The 20,304-nt window shown below is 61.5% G+C and carries 18 protein-coding genes; 10 read left to right on the plus strand and 8 right to left on the minus strand.

The annotated features are described in order from the left end of the window. Positions 1-120 precede the first annotated feature (120 nt). A complete protein-coding gene (locus tag P1M51_RS16960; protein WP_276275192.1) occupies positions 121-759 on the plus strand; it encodes an SIMPL domain-containing protein in 639 nt (212 codons plus the stop codon). Between the two features lie 92 nt (positions 760-851). Here P1M51_RS16960 and P1M51_RS16965 read toward each other — a convergent pair whose 3' ends face one another. After that, entirely contained in the window at positions 852-1,277 is a 426-nt protein-coding gene (locus P1M51_RS16965; protein WP_276248950.1) for an NUDIX domain-containing protein, read from the minus strand. 255 nt (positions 1,278-1,532) lie between these two features. Here P1M51_RS16965 and P1M51_RS16970 point away from each other — a divergent pair, with 255 nt between their 5' ends. From P1M51_RS16970 to P1M51_RS16990, 5 genes are all read left to right on the plus strand, one after another. Then, the gene (locus P1M51_RS16970) at positions 1,533-1,958 is read left to right on the plus strand and encodes a hypothetical protein (protein ID WP_276248949.1); all 426 of its coding nucleotides are present in this window, start codon (positions 1,533-1,535) and stop codon (positions 1,956-1,958) included. 155 nt (positions 1,959-2,113) lie between these two features. Further along, positions 2,114-4,243 (plus strand): alkaline phosphatase PhoX, encoded by a 2,130-nt coding sequence (locus P1M51_RS16975; RefSeq protein ID WP_276275193.1) that lies wholly within the window; start codon positions 2,114-2,116, stop codon positions 4,241-4,243. 616 nt (positions 4,244-4,859) lie between these two features. Further along, positions 4,860-5,996, plus strand: coding sequence for a thiamine pyrophosphate-dependent dehydrogenase E1 component subunit alpha (locus tag P1M51_RS16980; protein WP_276248947.1), 1,137 nt, complete (start codon positions 4,860-4,862; stop codon positions 5,994-5,996). Continuing rightward, positions 5,993-6,997 carry an alpha-ketoacid dehydrogenase subunit beta gene (locus P1M51_RS16985; RefSeq protein ID WP_276248946.1) on the plus strand — a complete coding sequence of 335 codons (1,005 nt, stop codon included), beginning with the start codon at positions 5,993-5,995 and terminating at the stop codon, positions 6,995-6,997. The genes P1M51_RS16980 and P1M51_RS16985 overlap by 4 nt, the downstream gene beginning before the upstream one ends. An 85-nt stretch (positions 6,998-7,082) precedes the next feature. After that, positions 7,083-8,033 (plus strand): mannonate dehydratase, encoded by a 951-nt coding sequence (locus P1M51_RS16990; protein ID WP_276275194.1) that lies wholly within the window; start codon positions 7,083-7,085, stop codon positions 8,031-8,033. Positions 8,034-8,828: 795 nt separating this feature from the next. Here P1M51_RS16990 and P1M51_RS16995 read toward each other — a convergent pair. Then, entirely contained in the window at positions 8,829-9,830 is a 1,002-nt protein-coding gene (locus P1M51_RS16995; RefSeq protein WP_276275195.1) for a C-terminal binding protein, read from the minus strand. A 103-nt stretch (positions 9,831-9,933) separates the two neighbouring features. On the opposite strand from P1M51_RS16995, the gene P1M51_RS17000 reads away from it, so the two are divergent. Continuing rightward, positions 9,934-11,610, plus strand: coding sequence for a thiamine pyrophosphate-binding protein (locus P1M51_RS17000; protein WP_276248943.1), 1,677 nt, complete (start codon positions 9,934-9,936; stop codon positions 11,608-11,610). 33 nt (positions 11,611-11,643) lie between these two features. Here the strand turns inward: P1M51_RS17000 and P1M51_RS17005 are convergent, their stop codons facing one another. Then, positions 11,644-12,561: a dihydrodipicolinate synthase family protein gene (locus P1M51_RS17005; RefSeq protein ID WP_276275196.1), complete on the minus strand. Its 918-nt coding sequence runs from the start codon at positions 12,559-12,561 to the stop codon at positions 11,644-11,646. Positions 12,562-12,657: 96 nt separating this feature from the next. On the opposite strand from P1M51_RS17005, the gene P1M51_RS17010 reads away from it, so the two are divergent. Next, a complete protein-coding gene (locus P1M51_RS17010) occupies positions 12,658-13,482 on the plus strand; it encodes an NAD(P)-dependent oxidoreductase (RefSeq protein WP_276248941.1) in 825 nt (274 codons plus the stop codon). Between the two features lie 64 nt (positions 13,483-13,546). Next, positions 13,547-14,446: an NAD(P)-dependent oxidoreductase gene (locus tag P1M51_RS17015; RefSeq protein WP_276248940.1), complete on the plus strand. Its 900-nt coding sequence runs from the start codon at positions 13,547-13,549 to the stop codon at positions 14,444-14,446. On the opposite strand, the gene P1M51_RS17020 is transcribed toward P1M51_RS17015, so the two are convergent. Continuing rightward, on the minus strand, positions 14,443-14,724 hold the full coding sequence (locus tag P1M51_RS17020) for a hypothetical protein (RefSeq protein ID WP_276248939.1): 282 nt from the start codon (positions 14,722-14,724) through the stop codon (positions 14,443-14,445). The genes P1M51_RS17015 and P1M51_RS17020 overlap by 4 nt on opposite strands. Before the next feature lie 35 nt (positions 14,725-14,759). Next, on the minus strand, positions 14,760-16,028 hold the full coding sequence (locus P1M51_RS17025) for an MFS transporter (RefSeq protein ID WP_276275197.1): 1,269 nt from the start codon (positions 16,026-16,028) through the stop codon (positions 14,760-14,762). 212 nt (positions 16,029-16,240) lie between these two features. Between P1M51_RS17025 and P1M51_RS17030 the strand changes: the two genes are divergently transcribed. Further along, on the plus strand, positions 16,241-17,437 hold the full coding sequence (locus P1M51_RS17030; RefSeq protein WP_276275198.1) for an MFS transporter: 1,197 nt from the start codon (positions 16,241-16,243) through the stop codon (positions 17,435-17,437). Positions 17,438-17,449: 12 nt separating this feature from the next. Here the strand turns inward: P1M51_RS17030 and ddh are convergent, their stop codons facing one another. From ddh to P1M51_RS17045, 3 genes are read right to left on the minus strand one after another with little or no spacing between them, the layout of a single operon-like run. After that, entirely contained in the window at positions 17,450-18,382 is a 933-nt protein-coding gene (gene ddh / locus P1M51_RS17035; RefSeq protein ID WP_276248936.1) for a D-2-hydroxyacid dehydrogenase, read from the minus strand. Positions 18,383-18,407: 25 nt separating this feature from the next. Next, positions 18,408-19,289: an SMP-30/gluconolactonase/LRE family protein gene (locus tag P1M51_RS17040; RefSeq protein WP_276248935.1), complete on the minus strand. Its 882-nt coding sequence runs from the start codon at positions 19,287-19,289 to the stop codon at positions 18,408-18,410. A gap of 25 nt (positions 19,290-19,314) precedes the next feature. Then, positions 19,315-20,274, minus strand: coding sequence for a 3-hydroxyacyl-CoA dehydrogenase family protein (locus tag P1M51_RS17045; protein ID WP_276248934.1), 960 nt, complete (start codon positions 20,272-20,274; stop codon positions 19,315-19,317). Positions 20,275-20,304: the final 30 nt, after the last annotated feature.

Below are 20,304 nucleotides of genomic sequence, written 5' to 3' on the forward strand. Positions count from 1 at the left end.
AGTGTATCACACAAAGATTCGGCCAGCCACTGTAAAAGTTTTTTGTGTACGTTAGAAACAGATAGTGTATATTTCGAGTGGCGGAGCAACTGACTTGCAGACTGGACGACAAGTATCCGCATGGCCGAGCAAACTCTCGTGACGGCGGCGATAGGGCAGGCGCGCGCACCGCCAGACAAGGTGCGTCTCCAGATTTCGGCGAAAGCCGAAGACCCAGATGTGGGTGAAGCACGAAGAAAAGTCGCGAGACAGGCGACCCACTTGCGAGAAACACTCGTTGCGAAAGGCGTATCGAAAGACCGCATTCGAACGATTCGGTTCCACGTCGGAGAGCGACCACCGTATCAGCCACGCGAAGAAGCGACCGACGACCAGCCGTACTGGGCCGAAGAAGTCATCGAGGTCGCTGTCCACGACATAGACCACCTCGACGACGTGCTCACGAGCGCAGTGGAGGGCGTGGGCGTGGAGGTGAACGACGTGACATTCACCTTCCGAACCGAAACGCAGCGAGAACTGGAACGAAAAGCACTCGAAGACGCGGTTCGGACTGCGCGGAAGAAGGCTCAAGCGGCAGCAGCAACAGAGCAACTGGTCGTCGAACGCGTCCGGTCTATCGTCACAGACGATACATCGCGTCCACAGCCAGTTTCCATGGACCTCCGCACGGCGAGAGGCCAAGAATCTGGGAGCGTCGAGAGCGGCCCAATCGAGATTTACGCCCGCGTCGAAGTAGAGTACGAGATTGGACCGGCCTGAGACAGTAGCAAATCTGGCCAATCGACCCAAACTGTCCAAACAAGGAAAACCATCCAAACCTTCCAACCCATCCCAACAGGTGGGGAAATCGACTACTCCAAGAGGTCTACGTAGTCGTCGAGTGAGAGCGCAAACTCGTCGGACGACGGCAATTTCACCCACGAAAACTCGAACGCACATCCCTGCTCCTCGCCCTCGCCGGTAACGGTATGCGTCCAACTGTCGCGCGGTTCGTGGATCGTCGCGTGGAAGAAGTGACGAATGTACTTTCGTGGCGGCGAGAACCGGCGGGTCCACACGTCGGTCGCGAGGTGCCGGGTTCCATTGACGGCCCCGAGACCGGTTTCTTCAGCAATCTCGCGCAATACCGCACTCTGGGGTTCTTCGCCCGGTTCGATGGTTCCCTTCGGAATCTGGAATCCCTCGTGTCCCGGCCCCTTGAACACGAGCAGCTCACCATCACCCCGCGTGATGTAGGCACACACTTTCTGGACGTAAGCTGGACGTTGAACACTCATAGTGAATATTCATCCACAGTTTCCCGTAAAAAGGTTCCCTGAAAGGGTCACTGAAGGATATTAAGAATACAAATATCTATTTCCACGAGTGTCATCGCGCATCTCAATAGACATCCCGACCGGTAGGGAGACAACCCCTGTGAAAGGAGTTGCTATTACAACATTATTAAGAGGCAGTCACGAGAGTGTCCCATCATCGACGGCCCGCCGCCGGTCTCCCCCGCGCCGACCGGCCGTGGCGTCTTACATCCACTCATGGCTCAATCGAACGACGCCCCGACGAACGAATCGACTGAGACCGTCTATAAAGACTACATCCTCGACGTGCAAATTCTCGAACGCCAGGGAACCGGTGGCGACACCGAATATTGCTTCGACGCGCCGGGACACAAGGAGATGGTGTTCGCCAAACCGGACCTCGCGACGCTGTACGCCGACATTTACTTCGACGTAAACGGCTTCGAGGAGGCAGGAACTGGCGAACGCGGCGTGCCACCAGAGATTATTCAAGCGGGTCGTGACACCCTCGCTGCGTACTTCCTCACCCAACCGTACGCAGACGTGAACTGGGTCGCGTCGTTTTACGGGAAGAAGCCCACCAAAATCGAGCGGTACGTCGCCGCCGTCAGAAACCGTGCCGAGGAGATTCGCGAAGGGGCCGCGAACCTCGGCATGGAGTAAGCACGAATCTCTCCCGTCACTCGTCAGTGGAAGCGATACTGACCGGCACAGCCGACGACTCGATATATAGTGCTCCGAGAACCCCCATCGATACTATATATCTACATTGATTAAATATAAATTTACATGGGGGCCATGTGAATTGTCTCACTTGCATGGTCGAATTTACTCGACGAAAGCTTATGGCGACATCCGTGGCCGCCGCACTCGGTGCGAGCGTCTCGGGTCTCGCAACCGCTGAGCCCTCCGACGACAAAAATACCCCCCAGGCACCGTTCGTAAAGGGAGAACTCAAACGGTTCTCCTCTACGGCATTCGGTGCGGAAGTGACCGGGCCATTCGTGTTTTCCGACGGGACCCCGCTGTACAGCCTCCAACACCCGAGTCCAGACAATCCAGCCCCGTACGATACGGCTGGGATTGGCTATTTCAAGGACTTCCAGTTCGAAATGGACGGGAACAACGACGACTTCTCCGAAGTCTCGACCCCGCAGACGAACGAAGAACAGGGTCGCGTCCGCTCCGGAAACGGCGACTATACCTTCCTCGCGCAGGCTGGCGACGAAATCAACGGTGGTGCCGAACTCCTCGGGGTGACCCAGACGCCGGACGGGACGAACATCACCCAGGAGAATTTCGCGGGCACGCAGTACGGTGACCCAGCGACGAATCCCGACTGTAACGAGTTCGTCGCAACGAACGACGCGGGCACCGAGGGCTACCTCTTTACGAACTGGGAAAACAGCCCAGGTAACGTCTCTCGCATTCCGCTCAGTCAGGCAGAAGACGGCTCCTGGGAAGCCGACCTGGACAACGCACTCAATGTCGCGAACACGGACGCGTTCCGCTCGATTGGCGGGACGCGCATCAACTGTTACGGCGACCTCTCGCCGTGGGACACGATGATTTCCGCAGAGGAGAACTACGCCCACCCACGCGTCAGCCTCACCGCGACGGTTGGCGACATCGTCGAGCAGGGGACGGGTAAGGGCCTCGTCGGGGCGAACCACTTCTGGAACCGCCCGAATCCGGGAAGTATCCAGGAGGCCGTAGACGGCTACTACGGCGACGAGTCGTGGTTCGTGCAGGGTTACTGGGCGCTCTCGGGCGTCGAGTTCCTCGCCTACTATCTCGGCGCAGAAGCGCCAAGCGGTGCGGACGAAGAAGGCAACCCGACCGAACCAATCGGCGACGTCTACCCGAATCCGTATCGCTACGGCTACTTCGTAGACTTCCGCGAACCAGCGGCGGAGACGCCACAGCCGGTCAAGTACTACGTCATGGGACGGGCCGCCTGGGAAGCGCCCGACATTCAGACCGACGAGCGGACGGTGTACGGCTGTTCGGACGGCGACAGCAAGGGTATCTACAAGTTCGTCGCAGACGAAGCGATTTCGAGCTACGACGACCCGATGGACATCTCCGGGACGCTCTACGCACCGAAGGTGACCAACGAAGAAGCTGCGAAGAAGAATCCACCGGCGGACGTGAACCTCGAAATCGAGTGGCTGGAACTCGGCTCTGCAACCAACGCCGAGGTAGAGGAGTGGATTGCCGCCTACGACGACGTCACGCAGGTCGAGTATCTCGAAACCCACGCCGAGACGGACTGGCAAGCGGACCTCGACGCGGCGCTCGAAGAGGCAGACCGCGAAGTCGTCGAAAACGGTAACCAGAACTATATCACGGACGAGGAGATTATCGAATGGGCCGACCAGTACGAGTCCGAAGGGCCCGCCGGCGTCGACGACGACCTCCGCATGGTTCCGTTCCTCGAACCCCGTGCCGCCGCGAAGGAAATCGGCGCGACCATCGAGTTCAACAAGGCAGAAGGCGTCGACAGCGTCGAAGGTGCAGGCCCCGGCGACTACGTCTACTTCGCCATCTCCGAACTCAACGACGACCTCTCGAACGACGTGGGCGACGTCCAGTTAGAGCGCGTGGACGGCGGCGTCGTCTACCGCGCCAAACTCGAAGACGACTATAACGTCTCCACGCTCGAACCGGTCATCGTCGGCCCCGACGGGAGCGACCCGGCTGCCATCGCCGACGACGCGCTCATCAACGTGGACAACGTCTACGTCATGGACGACGGCCGCGTCCTCTGCTGTGAGGACGCAGATCAGTTCGGTCGCTCGTACAGCAACGACTGCATGTACGTGTACGACCCGGACGACGGCCCAGGCAAGGGCAACGACGGGAATCCCGGCGAGGGCAATGGAGAGGACAACCCCGGCAACGGTCCGAAAGATGCCCGTGGCTGTGGGAACGAAGACGACGAATAAACCGCGGTAATCACGGTCACGGAGCGGCTCAGCGCCACCTATTTTTCGACCATTCACGTCCTCTCAGCGTTCAGAAGGGTCGGTACCTTCGGAGTTGAGTTTGGAGAGTTTTGCCATCCAAAATATACCAGCCAGTTCGTATTTCAGATTTGATGCGGCACGGGCCATGCTTGGATGCCGAACGAGTTGGTTCATAACCGCCCAGACACGTTTGGCCCACAACTGGTTTTGACCGACACAGTCAGAAAATTGTTTGATTTTTATGATTGGCAATGTTTTGAGTGATTGTGCATATCCACATCTACGGTAGCAAAAACGATCGTGGTCACGACAAAGGCGAGTCCGAGTGTTATCTTTATTCCGTTCGTTCTTAGGCAATTCTCCAAGTTATAATTTAGAAATTAAATTAATTAGTCTTTTTTCAAAATATTTGTTCGCAACCGATGACCGATTAGCAAGGAAACGATTGCATGAATGAGGTTGTCTGAAAATAAATAGTTTATATAACCAGTCTATAATTCAATAATTCAATTGTGGGCCACATCCCGCATCTGATGGGACCATGCGTGGGAGTTCCACCCAAGAGTTAATACCCGGACTCCGAGTTGTGTAGGCCATGAAGACGTGGGAAGAGCAGCGACCATCAGAAGATTTCGTTCAGCGATTGACGCCCGAGGGGACCGTAGTGGGAGACCCACCGATTCGAGATGCGGAACAGCTCCTCGCTTTCTACAGGACGATGGTCCTGACGCGAGCGTTCGAACAGCGTATGTTCAGCATGCAGCGGCGAGGAGAAATTAGTATCATCTCGCGGTCCTACGGCGAAGAGGCGGTCTCACTCGCAACGAGCGCCGCGCTCGAAGCGGGCGACTGGGTTTTCCCGACGTATCGACAGGCTCCGGCATTCGTGTACTGGGGGACGCCGCTCGAACGACTGATTACCGGACTGATGGGTATCGAACCCGAAACCGTCGACGAGCACCTTCCAATTCCGGAGGGTGAGGAACCCGAGGTGAACTTCACGCCGGGGTACATCCCGCTCGGGGCGAACGTGACCAACGCCGTCGGGTCGGCGATGGCGGACACCTTCTGTGACCGAGACGTCGTCACGATGTCCTACATCGGCGACGGTTCGACCAGTCAAGGGGATTTCCACGACGCGCTCAACTTCGCGGGCGTCTTCGACGCGCCCGCGGTCATCATCTGTCAGAACAACCAGTGGGCAATTTCGGTTCCTGCACACCGACAGACGGCCTCCGAGACGTTTGCACAGAAGGCAGACGCCTACGGGATTCCCCACGAACGAGTCGATGGCAACGACGTGTTCGCCGTCTACGAGAAGACGAAAGAAGCGGTCGACCGCGCGCGAAACGGTGGCGGACCGACATTCATCGAGTGTGTCACCTACCGGATGGTTGAACACAACACCGCAGACGAAGAGAGCGTGTACCGCGACGAGCGCGAAGCCGCATACTGGGCGGAGCGCGACCCACTCGACAGACTGGAGACGTACCTCAGAAACGAGGGGGTCCTCGACGACGAAACCATCGCAAACATCGAGGCGGAAGTGGAGACAGAAATCGACGCGGCGGTCGAGAATGCCCGCGAAGTCCCCGACTCCGACCCGATGCGGATGTTCGACAATCACCTCCACGGTGACTCCTGGAACGAGCGCAGACAGCGCGAAGAGTTACGTGCGGAGTTGAACGGCGAGAATCCGTTCCTCGACCGCGACGATGGAGGGTCGCGATGAGCACCGAACAGACGGCGGGTGAGTCCACAGAGGAGTTGAACATCGTCAGGGCGGTGACCCAGACGCTCCGCCAGGAGATGACTCGTGACGACTCCGTGCGGCTGCTCGGATACGACCTCGGTCCCATCGGCGGCGTGTATCGCGCGACGGAGGGACTTGTAGAAGAATTTGGCGAAGACCGCGTCATCGACACGCCGCTTTCGGAAAACGGCATTCTCGGGACCGCAGTCGGGATGGCGATGCGTGGCGAGCGCGTCGTCGCAGAAATTCAGTTCATGGGCTTTTTCTACCCCGCCTTCGGCCAGTTCATGTACACCCTGGCGAAGATGTACGAACGAACCGGCGGCGGTATCGAGGTTCCCGTGACCATCCGAATGCCCTACGGCGGCGGCATCAAATCCGCGGAGTATCACTCTGAATCGACCGAGACGTTTCTCGTCCACACGCCGGGCGTCAGGGTCGTCTGTCCAAGCACACCGACGGAGACGAAGGGACTGCTCGCGGCGAGCATTCGCCACCCCGACCCGGTCGTCTTCCTCGAACCGAAGAAGATCTATCGCGGGGAGCCAGAACCGGTCCCCACGGGCGAGTTCACCCGGCCGCTCGACGAAGCCCGTATCGTCCGGGAAGGCGAGGATGTGACCGTGCTCACCTACGGCGCGATGGTACGACACGCTGAAACCGCCGCAGACCGCGTCGATGCGGACGTCGAAATCGTCGATCTGCGAACGCTGTCGCCGCTCGACGTTGAGACGATTCTCGCGTCGGTCAAGAAAACTGGACGGTGTGCGATTCTCCACGAGGCGCGACGGACGCTCGGACTCGGCGCGGAACTCTCCGCACTCGTAAACGAACACGCCATCGAGTATCTTGAAGCCCCTATCAAGCGAGCGACGGGGTTCGACGTGCACTTCCCGAGCAATCAGATAGAGGATGCCTACGTGCCGGGACCGGACCGGGCGACGAACGTCATCGAGGCGGTCGCAAACTACGAGTTCTGAACGGAGAGGCTGGCTGAGGGCCGACCGCCCTCCTTCTTTTTGCCGCACTCACAGGTTATTTATGACCGAACCGAGGTTAGAGCGTATGGTGCAACCTGCGCTAATCCTACCGCCGGAGCCGGACGAACGCTGGCAGCTCGCAAAGCAGATGGACGTCACGAAGGTGGTCATCCACCCGCTCGAAATCGGCGACGACAAAACCCACTGGTCGCACGACGACTTGCGGGGGCTGAAAAACTGGCTCGAAGATGCGGACCTCGAATTCAGCGTCCTCGAAGGGTCGGTTCCGATTTCAGACCGCGTCCGTCTCGGACAGGAGGGCCGCGACGAGGACATCGCCGAGTTCAAGGAGTTCCTACGAGATTGCGGTGAACTCGACATCCCGGTTGTATGTTACGATTGGATGGCGGGCGTGCGCTGGGCGCGAACAGAGGCCCACATCGAATCCCGAGGTGGGTCGTACGTAACGGGCTACGACAACGCGAAGATGCAGACCGACGAACCGACCGACGTCACCCACGACCAACTCTGGGAGGCGCTCACGTACTTCCTCGAAGAAGTCGTCCCAGTCGCGGAAGAAGCGGGCGTGAAACTCGGTCTGCACCCCGACGACCCACCGCGCGAATCGCTCCGTGGCACGCCACGAATCATCAACAGCGTCGAGGCGTACGACCGCGTTCTCGACATCTATGACAGCGAGCACAACGGCATCACGTTCTGCCAGGGGAACTTCGCGGCGATGGGCGCAGATATTCCGGAGGCGATTCGACACTTCGGCGACCGTATCAACTTCGTTCATTTCCGCGACGTGGAGGGGGACGAAGACCGCTTCGTCGAAACCTGGCACGACGCAGGGCCGACGGACATGCTCGCGGCGATGCGGGCGTACCACGATATCGGCTTCGACGGGCCGATGCGGCCAGACCACGTCCCGACGATGGCTGGTGAGGACAACTCGAACCCCGGCTACCACACGCTTGGCCGACTTTTCGCCGTCGGCTACATGAAGGGGCTCATCGAGGCCGCTGAAGAATAGGCAGTCGCAACTGTCGAACGCAACAATTCCTAATCGTACCTTCGTTTCGAATCTACACACAGTAGACCGGGACGTACGTCCACTATCACTGAACAAAATTCGTTCCCAAATCCTCGCGGTTTCGAAAAGAAAACCGTTAGCAACGCCATTCCAGTTGTCATTTTGTGTGACATGCGAGTTAAATTAGGACAGTCGATTAACTGATAGAGTACACTATCGGGACACTTGCATTCAGTATCACTGAACATCAGTTCACGTTTGACGGTTCCGTTAGTCCGTTCTGCCCACGGACCCCTCACCGTTTGAGTATCCTGTTGACACGTCTCGCGTCCCCTGGTTATATCGGAGAATCGTGGAGATAGCGCCACAGTTCTTTACACCCATATTGATGTAAATCGGGTGGTGGGCAGTAGCTCCTAATTCCCACCAATTTCAGCTCAATGGCTGGAGGGAAACAGGTAGAATTCCACAGACAGAGCGGTTATGGACCGTCGCTCGGCACTCGAGACGGCCGTGTCCAGTGATAGCAAACGCGAGGTACTAGCCCACATGGCACATATATGGTCGACTACATGCTGTATGCCCACATTCATAGAAATATTATGCTTTAATGTAAACTAACTACGAGCCAATACGTAAAATACACTATTTTTCCCGTTCCGACTGTGTGAATCAGTTACTTGGTATTACGACCCACGAACGGTAACTTTCAATCTCTACTTGAGAGTGCATCGACGCTACGGGCACGAATCACAGGTGACTGCAAGCCATTTGTTTCCCGCTGATTGTACTCGGTCAGGTCGGGTCGTTGACCGCGTTTTCCGGCGGCTCCCCTTCGAGCACTCGGCGCACATCACGGGCGGCCGTTCGTCGCTTCTCGTCGCTCGCTTCGAGGGAATACCACGCGACGTGCGGGGTGAGCACGACGTTGTCGAGGGTGCGAAGCGGCGACTCGAACGACGGGGCTTCGCCGTCGAATCGGTCGGGCGGCTCTTCGGGAAACACGTCGAGTGCGGCCCCTCGGATCGTCCCGGATTCGAGCGCGGCCACCAGTGCTTCCTCGTCCACGAGTCCCCCTCTGGCAACGTTCACGAACAGCGCAGTGTCTTTCATGCGGTCGAACGCCGCCGCGTCGAAGAGCCCCCGCGTCTCGTCGACGAGGGGTGTGTGCGCGGAGACGATGTCAGCCACTTCGAGGACAGTTTCGAAAGATTCCTTCGCCACGTCCAGGTTGGCCATTTCGACCGCATCCACATATGGGTCGGTTGCCACCACCTCCATGCCGAACGCCTGCGCTTTCTCCGCGACGAGGCGCGCAATCTTTCCGAACCCGACGAGGCCGAGCGTTCGCCCGTGAAAGCGGTGTACCGTCGCCGACGTGGTCCGGCGGTTCCATCGACCCTCTCGCAGAGTTGTCGCGTAGTCAAGAAGATTGCGTTCGAGTGCCAGCACCAGCAACATCGCGTGCTCTGACACTTCGTGTTCGCAGTAACTCGGCACGTTCAGGACGTACATCCCGTTACGCGTCGCGGCTTCGACGGCAATCTCGTCCACGCCGATACCACAACGAGCGACGACGCGACAGCCAGTGAGGCCGTCGATGGCGGCTTCGGTGTAGGATGCGCTGAGCAAGCGGTCGAGAACGGCATCCACACCGGCGAGTTTCTCCGGGATGTCTGCAGAGCGCTGAATATCGACGGGGCGGAACGTCACGTCCATGCCGGCGAATACGGTTTCCTCGATGGACGTATCGAAGGTACTGCCGGCTGTCAGGCCGATGGTAAACGAGTCGGGCATCGTGTATGCTTTCACAACGAGGCTGTTTAACTATGCCCCGAACCGAAAGCCGCGGGCGTCGCCGAGAGAAAGGACTAACCCCCATCGGATTGCAGTGGGTGTCATGACCGACACGAACGATACGATGCGAGGCGGCGAATACGTCTACGACGCGCTCGTCGAGGCGGGTATCGACCTGCTGGTCGGACTGCCGGGGACCCAGACGCTTCCGCTCGACCGAACGGTGGTCGAACGCGACGAGATGGACTACGTGATGGCCCGCCACGAGACGGCGATTCCACACATCGCCTGGGGCTACTACGAGTCGAGCGGTCGGGTGGCGGCGACGCTCACCGTCCCGGGGCCGGGCGACACGAACGCGATGCACGGCCTGAAAAACGCGATGAACGACTGTGTCCCCATCCTCCACGTCTCCGCGGACGTGAACCCCGAAGACCGGGGCAAGAGTCCCATCCACGAGATCGAGGCTGACACCTTCGACAACGTCGTCAAAGAGAACATCAGCGTCGAACGTCCCCTCGACTTGCCCGCGAAGGTGGCCCGAGGCATCGAAATCGCCCTCGAACCGCCGACCGGCCCGGTTCGACTCGGCATTTCGAGTCGCGTCCTCGACGAGTCGTTCGCCGCGCCCGCCGCGACGGTCAGCCCAGAGCGCACAACCTTCGAGCTAGAAGGAGAGATAGACCACGCGGTGACCATGCTCGCAGACGCCGACCGACCGGTCATCTACGTCGGCGGCGGTGCTCGTCGCTCCCCAGGCGGCCGAGCAGTGGTCGCCGACCTCGCCGATGCGCTCTCCGCGCCCGTGGTCGCCTCGTACAAGGGTAAGGGCGTATTTCCGGAAGACGACCCGCGATTCCTCGGCGTCACGGGGTCGCACCTGCCTGCGGGGGCACGTCGCGTCCTCGACCGCGCCGACGTGGTGCTCGCCCTCGGCACGAACTTCGACGGCGTGACCACCGCCCACTGGTCGGTGTCGATGGGCGAACAGCTGATTCACGTCAATCTCGACCCCGACGCCATCGACGCCGCCTACGAGGCCGACGTACCACTCGTCGCGGACGTGGCAAAGGCGGGCGAGACCATCCTCGCCGGGCTCGGCGAAACCAACGGCTGGGACGGGGCGGCGGTCGCATCCGCGGTTAGAGACGAGTACATGGATTCCCTCGAAGAACGCGGCCTGCTCTCCGAGGAAGCCCCGCTAGCCACGCCGGCGGTGCTCACCTCGGTTCGGGACATCGTGGCCCGAGACGCGATCGTCACCACCGACGTCGGCGGGTTCCGCCTCTGGTCGAAGCAGGTGTTCGAGACGTACCATCCCGACCGGTACGTCACCGCCGGGTCGTGGGCGGGGATGGGTGTTGGACTTCCCGCCGCAATCGGCGCAAGCCTCGGAAATCCCGACAAGCCAGTCGTCTGTCTCACGGGCGACGGCGGCCTGATGATGTGCATCCACGAACTCCACACCGCGGCTGAGTACGACCTCGACGTGACCGTCATCGTCTCGAACAACGCGGATTACGGCATCATCAGCAAGTCCCCGAAAATCGAGCAGTACACCGACGGCCACCAGTTCACGTGGCGGTCGCCCGACTTCGCGACCGTCGCCGAAGGCTTCGGCTGTCGAGGCACTCGCGTCGAGACGCTCGCAGAACTCGAAGCAGCAGTCGACGAGGCCGTGGGTCGGAACGGTCCGGACCTCATCGACGTGGGCATTCGAACCGACGAACCCTCTGCGGTGGACGGTGCGGAGTACGACTCGACGGTCGAACTGCCCTGAAAAATAGGTGGGTTCTCTTTCGATTCGCCGCGCTCAGACCGTCGAGACGATGCGGTCGTAGTATTCGCGGGCCCGTTCTTCGTCCTCGGCGGAAAGTTCGACGAGCGGTTCGCGGACCGGGCCGCCGTACAGGCCAGCGAGTTCCATGCCGAATTTGACGGCTGGGACGTTGTTCGCGGCGGCGAGCGTGTTGTTCTCGCCGGGTTCCTCACGAAGGTCCTCGTAGCCGCGAAGCGCGTCACGAATGCGCTTTGCCTCGGTCCAGTCCTCCTCGCGAAGCGCCTCCATGAGCGCGAGCGTCTGCTCGGGGACGAAGTTCCCGATGCCGGTCGTGTACCCCTCTGCACCCTCGATTGCGAACGCCGGGGCGAACCGCTCTGCGATGCCGTTCGACCAGACGATGTCTCCCTCTACGTCTTCGACCGCCTGTGAGAACGCCTTGATGTCGTTATCTGCGTACTTGACGGCGACCACGTCCTCGTAGTCCGCGAGGTCGGCGATGAGGTCGTGGGTCAGTTCCGGCCCGCGCTTGTAGAGCACCACTGGGAGGTCTGACGCCTCGATGATTCGTTCGTAGTAGTTTCGCAGCCCCTCGTGGTGCTGGTAGGTGTGAATCGGGTGCATCACCATGAGCGCGTCAGCGCCTGCTTCTTCGTACGCCGAAACGAGTTGCAGGGCACTCTTGATACTCCCTCCGAGTCCGGCGACGACGGTGGCGTCTCCCGCCGCAGAAACGACCGTCTCCACGACGTTCGCGCGTTCGCTCATCGACAGCGAGTAGTACTCGCCGGTGTTCCCACAGGGGATGATGAGTTTTGCCCCGCGGTCGACGATCCACTCGATGTTGTTCGAGAGTTCACCGTGCAGCACGTCTCCACCGCCCTCGCTGAACGGAACGGGGTTGGTAAAGGCGACGCCTCTCAAGTCCGCTTTCACGCGTTCGTGACTCATTGGTATCGTTCAACACACGTACGACCACCGACAAAAATCTTTGTGCAACCCTCGGCGGGAGTTTTTTCCACCACCACTTCGTTCTTCAACTCAGCTATGAACGTCCTGCTCACCGGTGCGTACGGCCGCGTCGGCACGGCCATCATCGACCACCTCGCCGGAGACGACGAGTACGACTTCACCTACCTCGACAAAACAGACCACCCCGACCACGAGACGGTGGTCGCGGATATCGCCGATTACGAGGCCACCAAGCCTGCCTTCGAGGGTGCAGATGCCGTCGTCCATCTCGCCGGCTACCCCTACACCGACGGCGACTGGCGAGACATCTTAGAGAGCAATATTATCGGCCTCTACAACGCGCTCGAAGCGGCAGCTGAAGCCGAAGTCGAGACGTTCGTCTTCGCCTCCTCGAACCACGCCGTGGGCATGTACGAAATTGAGAACGCGCCCGACATTTACTTCCCCGAGTTCGACCTCACCGTAGACCACACCGACCCGGTGCGCCCGGACTCCTACTACGGAACGTCGAAATCGTTCGGCGAGGACCTTGGTCGGTATTACGTCGAGAACGAGGACTACCCAAAATCCTTCTACGGCCTTCGAATCTGTAGCGTTCGCCACGAGGAATACGACCATCCCTACGGCGACGCAGAGCGTGGCGTAGACGAGGACCGGTGGGAACGCGACAGTGACGAGTACGCACAAGCCGTCGCCCGGATGAAGGCGATGTGGCAGTCCCGCCGAGACCTCGCACATATGGTAGACCGCTGTCTCCAGACGGACGGCGTCGCGTTCGACATCTTCTACGGTGTGAGCACGAACGACCGCCGCTGGTTCGACATAGACCACGCCTGCGAGGTCATCGACTACGAACCACAGGACAACGGTGACAAGTGGGACGGGCCGCCAGCGCGCTGAGCGCGCGGGCCGCACGATTCACCGCCGGCGGTAGTTTTTACTTCTCCACCGAAGGTGTATCCGTATGGCTTCGAAAACAGTCGGATTCGTCGGACTCGGAATTATGGGGCTCCCGATGTCGAAGAACCTGCTCGATGCGGGGTACGACGTCGTCGGGAACAATCGCTCACAGGAACCCGTCGCCGAATTGGAGGACTACGGCGGCGAGGGCGCGGCAACCGCAAAGGAGGTCGCAGAACGAACAGACGTCGTCATCACCTGCCTCCCCGACCACCACGTCGTAGACGAAGTAATGCGAAAGGACGACGGGATTATGGCGGGCCTGAGCGAAGGCATGACGGTCATCGACATGTCCACGATTTCGCCGACGACCACCGAAGAACTCGCCGCCGACCTGAACGAGATGGGCGTGGCCATGCTCGACGCCCCAATCAGCGGCGGCGAAGAGGGGGCCATCGACGGGACGCTCTCCATCATGGTCGGTGGCGACGAGGATGTCCTCGAAGAACACCGCGACCTGTTCGAAGTGATGGGCGCGACAGTCACCCACACCGGCCCGAACGGCGCGGGACAAGTGACGAAGGCCTGCAACCAGATCGTCGTCGCCGGTACGATGCAGGCCGTGAGCGAAGCACTCCTGTTCGCCCAGAAGGGTGGAGCAGACCTCGAAGCCGTCGTCAACGCCATCAGTGGCGGCGCGGCGGGTTGCTGGGCGCTCGACAACCGCGCGCCGACGATGATTCGCGGAGATTTCGAACCCGGTTTCTTTGCCTCCTACCAGTACAAAGACCTCCGTATCGCAACGGGAGCAGGCGAGGCGTTCGGTGCGCCGATGCCACTCACGTCGCTCGTCCACGAGTCATACAAATCGCTCGTCGAGATGGGGCACGGCCGCGACGACAACTCCGGCGTTCTCCAGGTACTGGAGGCGCTCGGCGACGAGAAAGCCCGTATCGACGACTAACCGCGACCAAACCGCTCTCGCAATTTTTCCAGTAACCCGCCGCCAGCCTCACGTCGAATCGTCCGCCCGGGGAGTTTTTTGTACGGAACGCGCCCACCGTCGGCCTCGAACTCGGCCACCGCGGCGGTGAGATTTCCAAACGCCTCCGCCTCCACGCGCCCGATGCCGACGCAGTCGGTTTCGGGGTCCTCCGCCACCCAGAGCGGCTTTTCGAGGTCGTACAGCGGTGGCTCGTAACAGGTCACGGTCGCCCGCGCTCGAAGGTCTGGCCCAGTCATACGAATCGTTCGTCAGCCACCGACAAAAACGATCGTCAGTCCTCGGCGACGGTGACGCCTGCCGGCGCCGATTCGGGGTGACTCTCCACGAGGAAGTTCCAGACGAGGAGCGTCGCGACGACGGCGAGTACGCTTGCCGCGGCGAACGCGAACTCGAAGGTGAACCACGTGGCGAGCGCCCCGACGAGCGGCGGGCCGGCCATCCCACCGAAGCCGCGGGCGGTGGAGTGAAGGCCCATCAATTCCGATTCGCGCTCGACCGGAGCCACGTCCCCGATGAAGGCGTAAGTTCCCGTCGTCTCCGCAGAGTAGGCGGCCGCGAGGATGAGAAACGACCCGCCCATCGCTGCTGCACGCATGGTCACCGACGACGGAAGGGTGGCCGCAGCCACGACCACAGTGTGGAGTCCCGCGCCGGCCATTCCGTAGACGACGAGTGGTTTTCGCCCCGTGGAGTCCGCGACGTGGCCGAACAGGTACATGAATCCCATCTGTGCCGCCGGATTGATGGCGAGTACCACGCCCATGACGAACTGCGAAACGCCGATTTCAGAGAGCAGGTACACTGGAAGCAGACTCGACGTGCCGAGGATGGTCATGTTTCGCAGGAGGACGGCGGCGTACAGCCACCGCAGGCCGTGTGAGCGCAGGTGGCGTCTGTCCTGTGCGGCGGGAAACAGACGGTGGCGTACTTCGGCGAGCAGTTCGTCTCCGGAAACGTTCGCCGACTGGGGCGGGCGCGGGTCGGTGATGAACAGCGCGGCGAGGATGGTGATGGCGCTCACCGCGGCGACGATGAGGTAGAGCGCCCACGGCGCGACGAGGCCGAGCAGGACGCCCGCGAAGAACTGCGCGAGCGTGAATCCGATTGCCGTCGTACTGTTGAAAAAACCAATCGACTGTCCCCGCGACGACGTGCCGCCGCGCTCGCTCACGATGGCGAGCATCACGGGGAGAAAGCCCGCCGCGAAGACGGCGAACAGGCCGCGGAAGGCGAGTGGCCCCCAGACGCCGTCGACGACGGCGAGCGGGAGAATGGCGAGCGTCGCGAGCGCCGTCGTGACGACGAGAACGGTTCGTCGGCGTCCCGTGATGTCGGCGATGGCACCCGCCACGGGGGCGAACGCCATCAGGCCGAACCAGTAGACGGTAAACACGAGGCTCACGGCGAACGGCGACCCGCCTGCGGCATCGACGTATACCGCCATCGCGGTTCCCATGAGCGTCGCCCGCCCCTTGTTCGCGCCGGCAGCGACGCCGATGAGCAGCCGCTGAACGCGGTCGGTGGTCGGCTGGTCGCTCACGCAAACGCACCCCGAACGGGAAACTCGGTCACTCGCCACGGCGGGATTTCTGGCGGCGTGTCGGGTGGCACAGATGACGGCTACATCGGCCCTCGGCAATAAATTACGGTTTCCGGCAGTGGCTCGACTCCACAGTCGGGGCCGCGACACAAGTTCCGGCAAATACGTGACACATACACACACCTATATTTGGGGGCAGAGGCTAGGCGGGCGTGAACTGGCGGTACCAACACACGCTGCTCGCCGCGACGTTCCTCGCCTGTTTCAGTAACAACGCCGCCCGCCTCGTCATCAGTCCCGTCATTCCCGACATTATCGTGACCTTCGACATCTCGAAGAGCGCCGTCGGTCTCGCGCTCACGGGGATGTGGGCGGTGTACGCCCTGCTGCAGTTCCCGAGTGGCATCATCGCAGACCGTATCGGCGACTACAAAGTCATCCTCGCCGCGCTCGGACTGACGGGACTCGCGAGCGCATTGCTCGCCTTCTCACCGTCGTTCACCCTGTTCGCGGTGTTCGCCGTGTTCCTCGGCGCGGGCGCTGGCCTCTACTTCACCGTCGGCACCTCGATGCTGGCAAAGGAGTTTACCGAGACGGGGAAGGTGCTCGGGGTCCACTCTGCTGCCGGTCCAGCCGCCGGCCTCGTCGCACCCGCAGTGGCCGCTTACATCGGCGTCGCGTACGGCTGGCGACCCTCCATCCTCCTCGGCGCGGTGCTCTCTGTCCCAATCCTTGGCGTGTTCCTGTGGCGCGTTCGACCCGCCTCGACCACGCCAGACGCTGCACCACGCACGCGGACCGATGGTGGTACGACCAATCTCGACCAGTCGCTGTGGGTACTGGCCCGCGACTTACTGTCGCGCCCCGACGTGGTCTTCATGACGCTGCTCGGCGTCTGCGTGGCGTACACCTGGCAGTCGTTCGCGTCGTTTTTCCCGACGTTTCTGGTCGAGTATCGCGGCTTCAGTGTCCCGGACGCGAGCCTCGTCTTCGGAGCCATCTTTCTGCTCTCGGCGCTCGTCCAGCCGGTGACGGGGCGGCTTTCAGACCGCATCAGACGCGAGACTATACTCGCGGGCATCCTGACCACGACGGTGGCCGGATTTGGGACGCTCATCCTCACCGAAGGCGTCTGGCCGACCTTCGTCGGGGTCGGCCTGCTCGGCGTGGGCCTGAGTTGGGGCGGCGTGTACCAGTCGAGCCTGATGGACCTGTTCGCAGACGCCACGCGCGGGACCGCATTCGGCCTCGTTCGGACGGTCTACATGTTCATCGGGTCGCTCGGGAGCGTCGTGACCGGCGTACTCGCGGACACGGTGGGTTGGTCCGTCGCCTACGGCGTCGTGGCGCTGTTGCTCGCACTCGCCGTGGGAGGCCTCACCGCAAAACGAGTAATCACGAACAGGTAGATTCGAAGGTGGTCAGACCACGAGGTTGGTGAACTGTTCTTCACGTTCGAGCCGCGCGAGATTTTCGCGGACGAGTCCCGCAACGCCCTCGTAGTAGGCGCGGTCCGACCCGGCCCGGTGAGGGGTGAGAATGACGTCGTCTAGGTCCCACAACGGAGACGATTCTGGTAGCGGTTCTTCCTCGAACACGTCGAGTGCGCCGCCGGCGATGTCCCCCGTTTGCACCGCCTCTACAAACGCCTCCGTATCGACGACCGGGCCGCGGGCGACGTTGAGCAGGTAGCTCTCGTTGTCCATCGCTGCGAACGCTGCCGCGTCGAAGAGGTGGTGGGTTTCCTCGGTGAGCGGACAGGCAAGCGCGACGAAATCCGCCCCAGAAATCGCCTCGTGGAGGTCCGTCGTCGGAAAGACGCGCTCCACGTCGGGAACCGATTCGACCGTTCGTTTGACGCCGACGACGTGCATTCCAAGCGCGGCGGCCCGGGTGGCGATGCCCTGCCCGAGTGTGCCAAGCCCGACGACGCAGAGAGTACGCCCCGTCGCGGTGAACGGTTCGTCCCACACCGGGTGCTCCCAGACGTGTTCCTGCTGGTTCGCGGCGTAGACGTGTAACCGGCGTGCCAACATGAGAATGTAGCCGACAGTCGTCTCGCCGACGCTCGCACCATGGATGCCCGTGCTGTTAGTGAGGGTGATGCCGTGCGCTTCGAGTTCGTCGAAGGGGAAGCGGTCGACGCCGGCCTGAATCGAGTGAATCCAGTCGAGGTCGGCGTCAAGAAACGCGTCGTCGTACGCGAGCGTCACCAGCGCGTCCACCGTCGAGAGGTCGTCGGCTTCGGTTACCAGCGTAACGTCGGGAGCAACGTCCGCGAGGTCGTCGATGAGCGCCTCCGGCGCGAACACTTTGGCGACCGATTCGTGGACGCCGATTCGTGCTACGTGCATATCGGTGGTACTTCGAGGGGCTACCTCAAGGCTCCGGTGGACCGAGCAATCCTTGTCGGTCGGTTCGCGCCCGGTACAGGCAGCCCTCGTAGCCGGTGACGTACAGCGACCGCAGGTCGTGGTCGCCGAAACAGCAGTTCGTCGGCCGATAATCCGGCGATTGGTGGGTTTCGAGAACCCGACCGGACGGCGTGAACACGTACAACAACGGTCCCGGCCCGCTCGCTTCGGCCCCGGCGGTGGCGACGATGTTGCCGTCGGCGTCGAAGCACATCCCGTCGATACCGCGGTGTGGATAGAAGTTGTGGAGCACCTCGTACTCGCCCACTGACCCGTCCGCGGCGATAGGATAGCGACGCAGTTCCCGAGCCGCACCCTCGCCGTGACGACTCTCTGCGACGTACAGGAACTCGCCGTTGGGTGAGACGAGCAGGCCGTTCGGGTTGGTCGTGTCCGTCGTCGCCCGCTTCAGTTCCGGGTTCGCTGCGCTGGGGTCGAGGTGGTAGACCGACCGGTGGTCGAGTTCGAGGTGGTGGTCCGTGAGCCACGGCACGTCGTAGAACGGGTCCGTGAACCAGAGGCGTCCGGACGGGTCGAAGGCGATGTCGTTCGGACTGTTGAGCCGCGCCCCCTCGTACTCGGCTACGAGGACGGTGGTTCCGTCGTCTTCGTACCGGACGAGCCTGCGGCCGCCCATCTCACACGCGTAGAGGCCGCCGTCCGGCCCGAGTTTCAGGCCGTTTGCGTGGTTCGTGCCGGTCCGAACTTCCGTACAGCGACCGCTCGTCACGTCGTAGCGCATGATTCGATGCTCCGGAATGTCGGTGAACAGGACGCCGCTGCCGTCCCAGACTGGCCCCTCGGTGAACGTGAAAGGCCCGGCGACGCGCTCGAATTCCCAGCTCATAGCTCACTCAACACGGGGCCACTGCTTACGTGTTTGCCCCGGAGTCATCTCGAAATTCCGAAAGGGTTCGTTGGAGGGTGGAGAGGCCCTCGTCGCGCTGTTTCGTCACGCCGGCTGCCGGTTCGTCGTACTCGAAAAAGCCGCCGCCGTCTTCGATACCGCCCCGGCCGCGTTCGAGGTGGTCGTCGAACAATCGACTCGGTTCGTCCGTGTCAGAGAGGTGCGGGAACAGGTCCCCGGCGACGGTCTGAAACAGGTCGAGTCCCGCGATGTCCATCGTCTCGAAGGGGCCGATGACCGCAGTTCGCCGGGCGTAGCCGTCGCGGATTGCCATATTGATGTCTTCTACGGAGGCAACCCCTTCCTCTGCGAGGTGCATGCACTCGCGGACGACGGCACTCTGGACGCGATTCCAGACGAATCCCGGCACGTCGCGTTCGACCACGACCGGTTTTCTGGCAACCGATTCGACGAATCCGGTCATCCGCGCCATCGCCTCGTCCGTCGTCTGTTCGCCGCGAATCACCTCGACGGGTTCCAGCAGGTAGGGCGGATACCACCAGTGGCAGCCGACGATTCGGCCGGCGTCGTCGGGCGCGTCAGCGGCGATGTCCGTGATGGGCAGCCCAGACGTATTCGAGGCGAGCAGCGTGTCGGCGTCGGTTTCAGCAGCGAGGTCCGCGAACAATTCCTGTTTCACTGCGACGTCCTCGGTGACGGTTTCGAGGACGAGGTCCACGTCGGCGACGCCTGCCGCGCGGTCGATGGTGTAGTCGATACGGTCTCGAATTGCCGAGGGGTCTCGGTCGACGAGGCCCTCGGCGGAGAGAAAGGCGGCGACCTCGGCAACGCGCTCTCGGGCCCGGTCGATGTTCGATTGGCGGTGGTCTACGAGCGTGACGTCCTTCCCGTGGCCGGCGAAGTGGGCCGCGAAGCCGTGCCCCATGTCTCCCGCCCCGACGATGGCGATGTGTGTCTCCGTCATGGCTCCTCAATGTGAGCGGGCGACCAAAAG

It is taken from the genome of Haladaptatus sp. QDMS2 (assembly GCF_029338295.1).
Taxonomy (GTDB): Archaea; Halobacteriota; Halobacteria; order Halobacteriales; family Halococcaceae; genus QDMS2.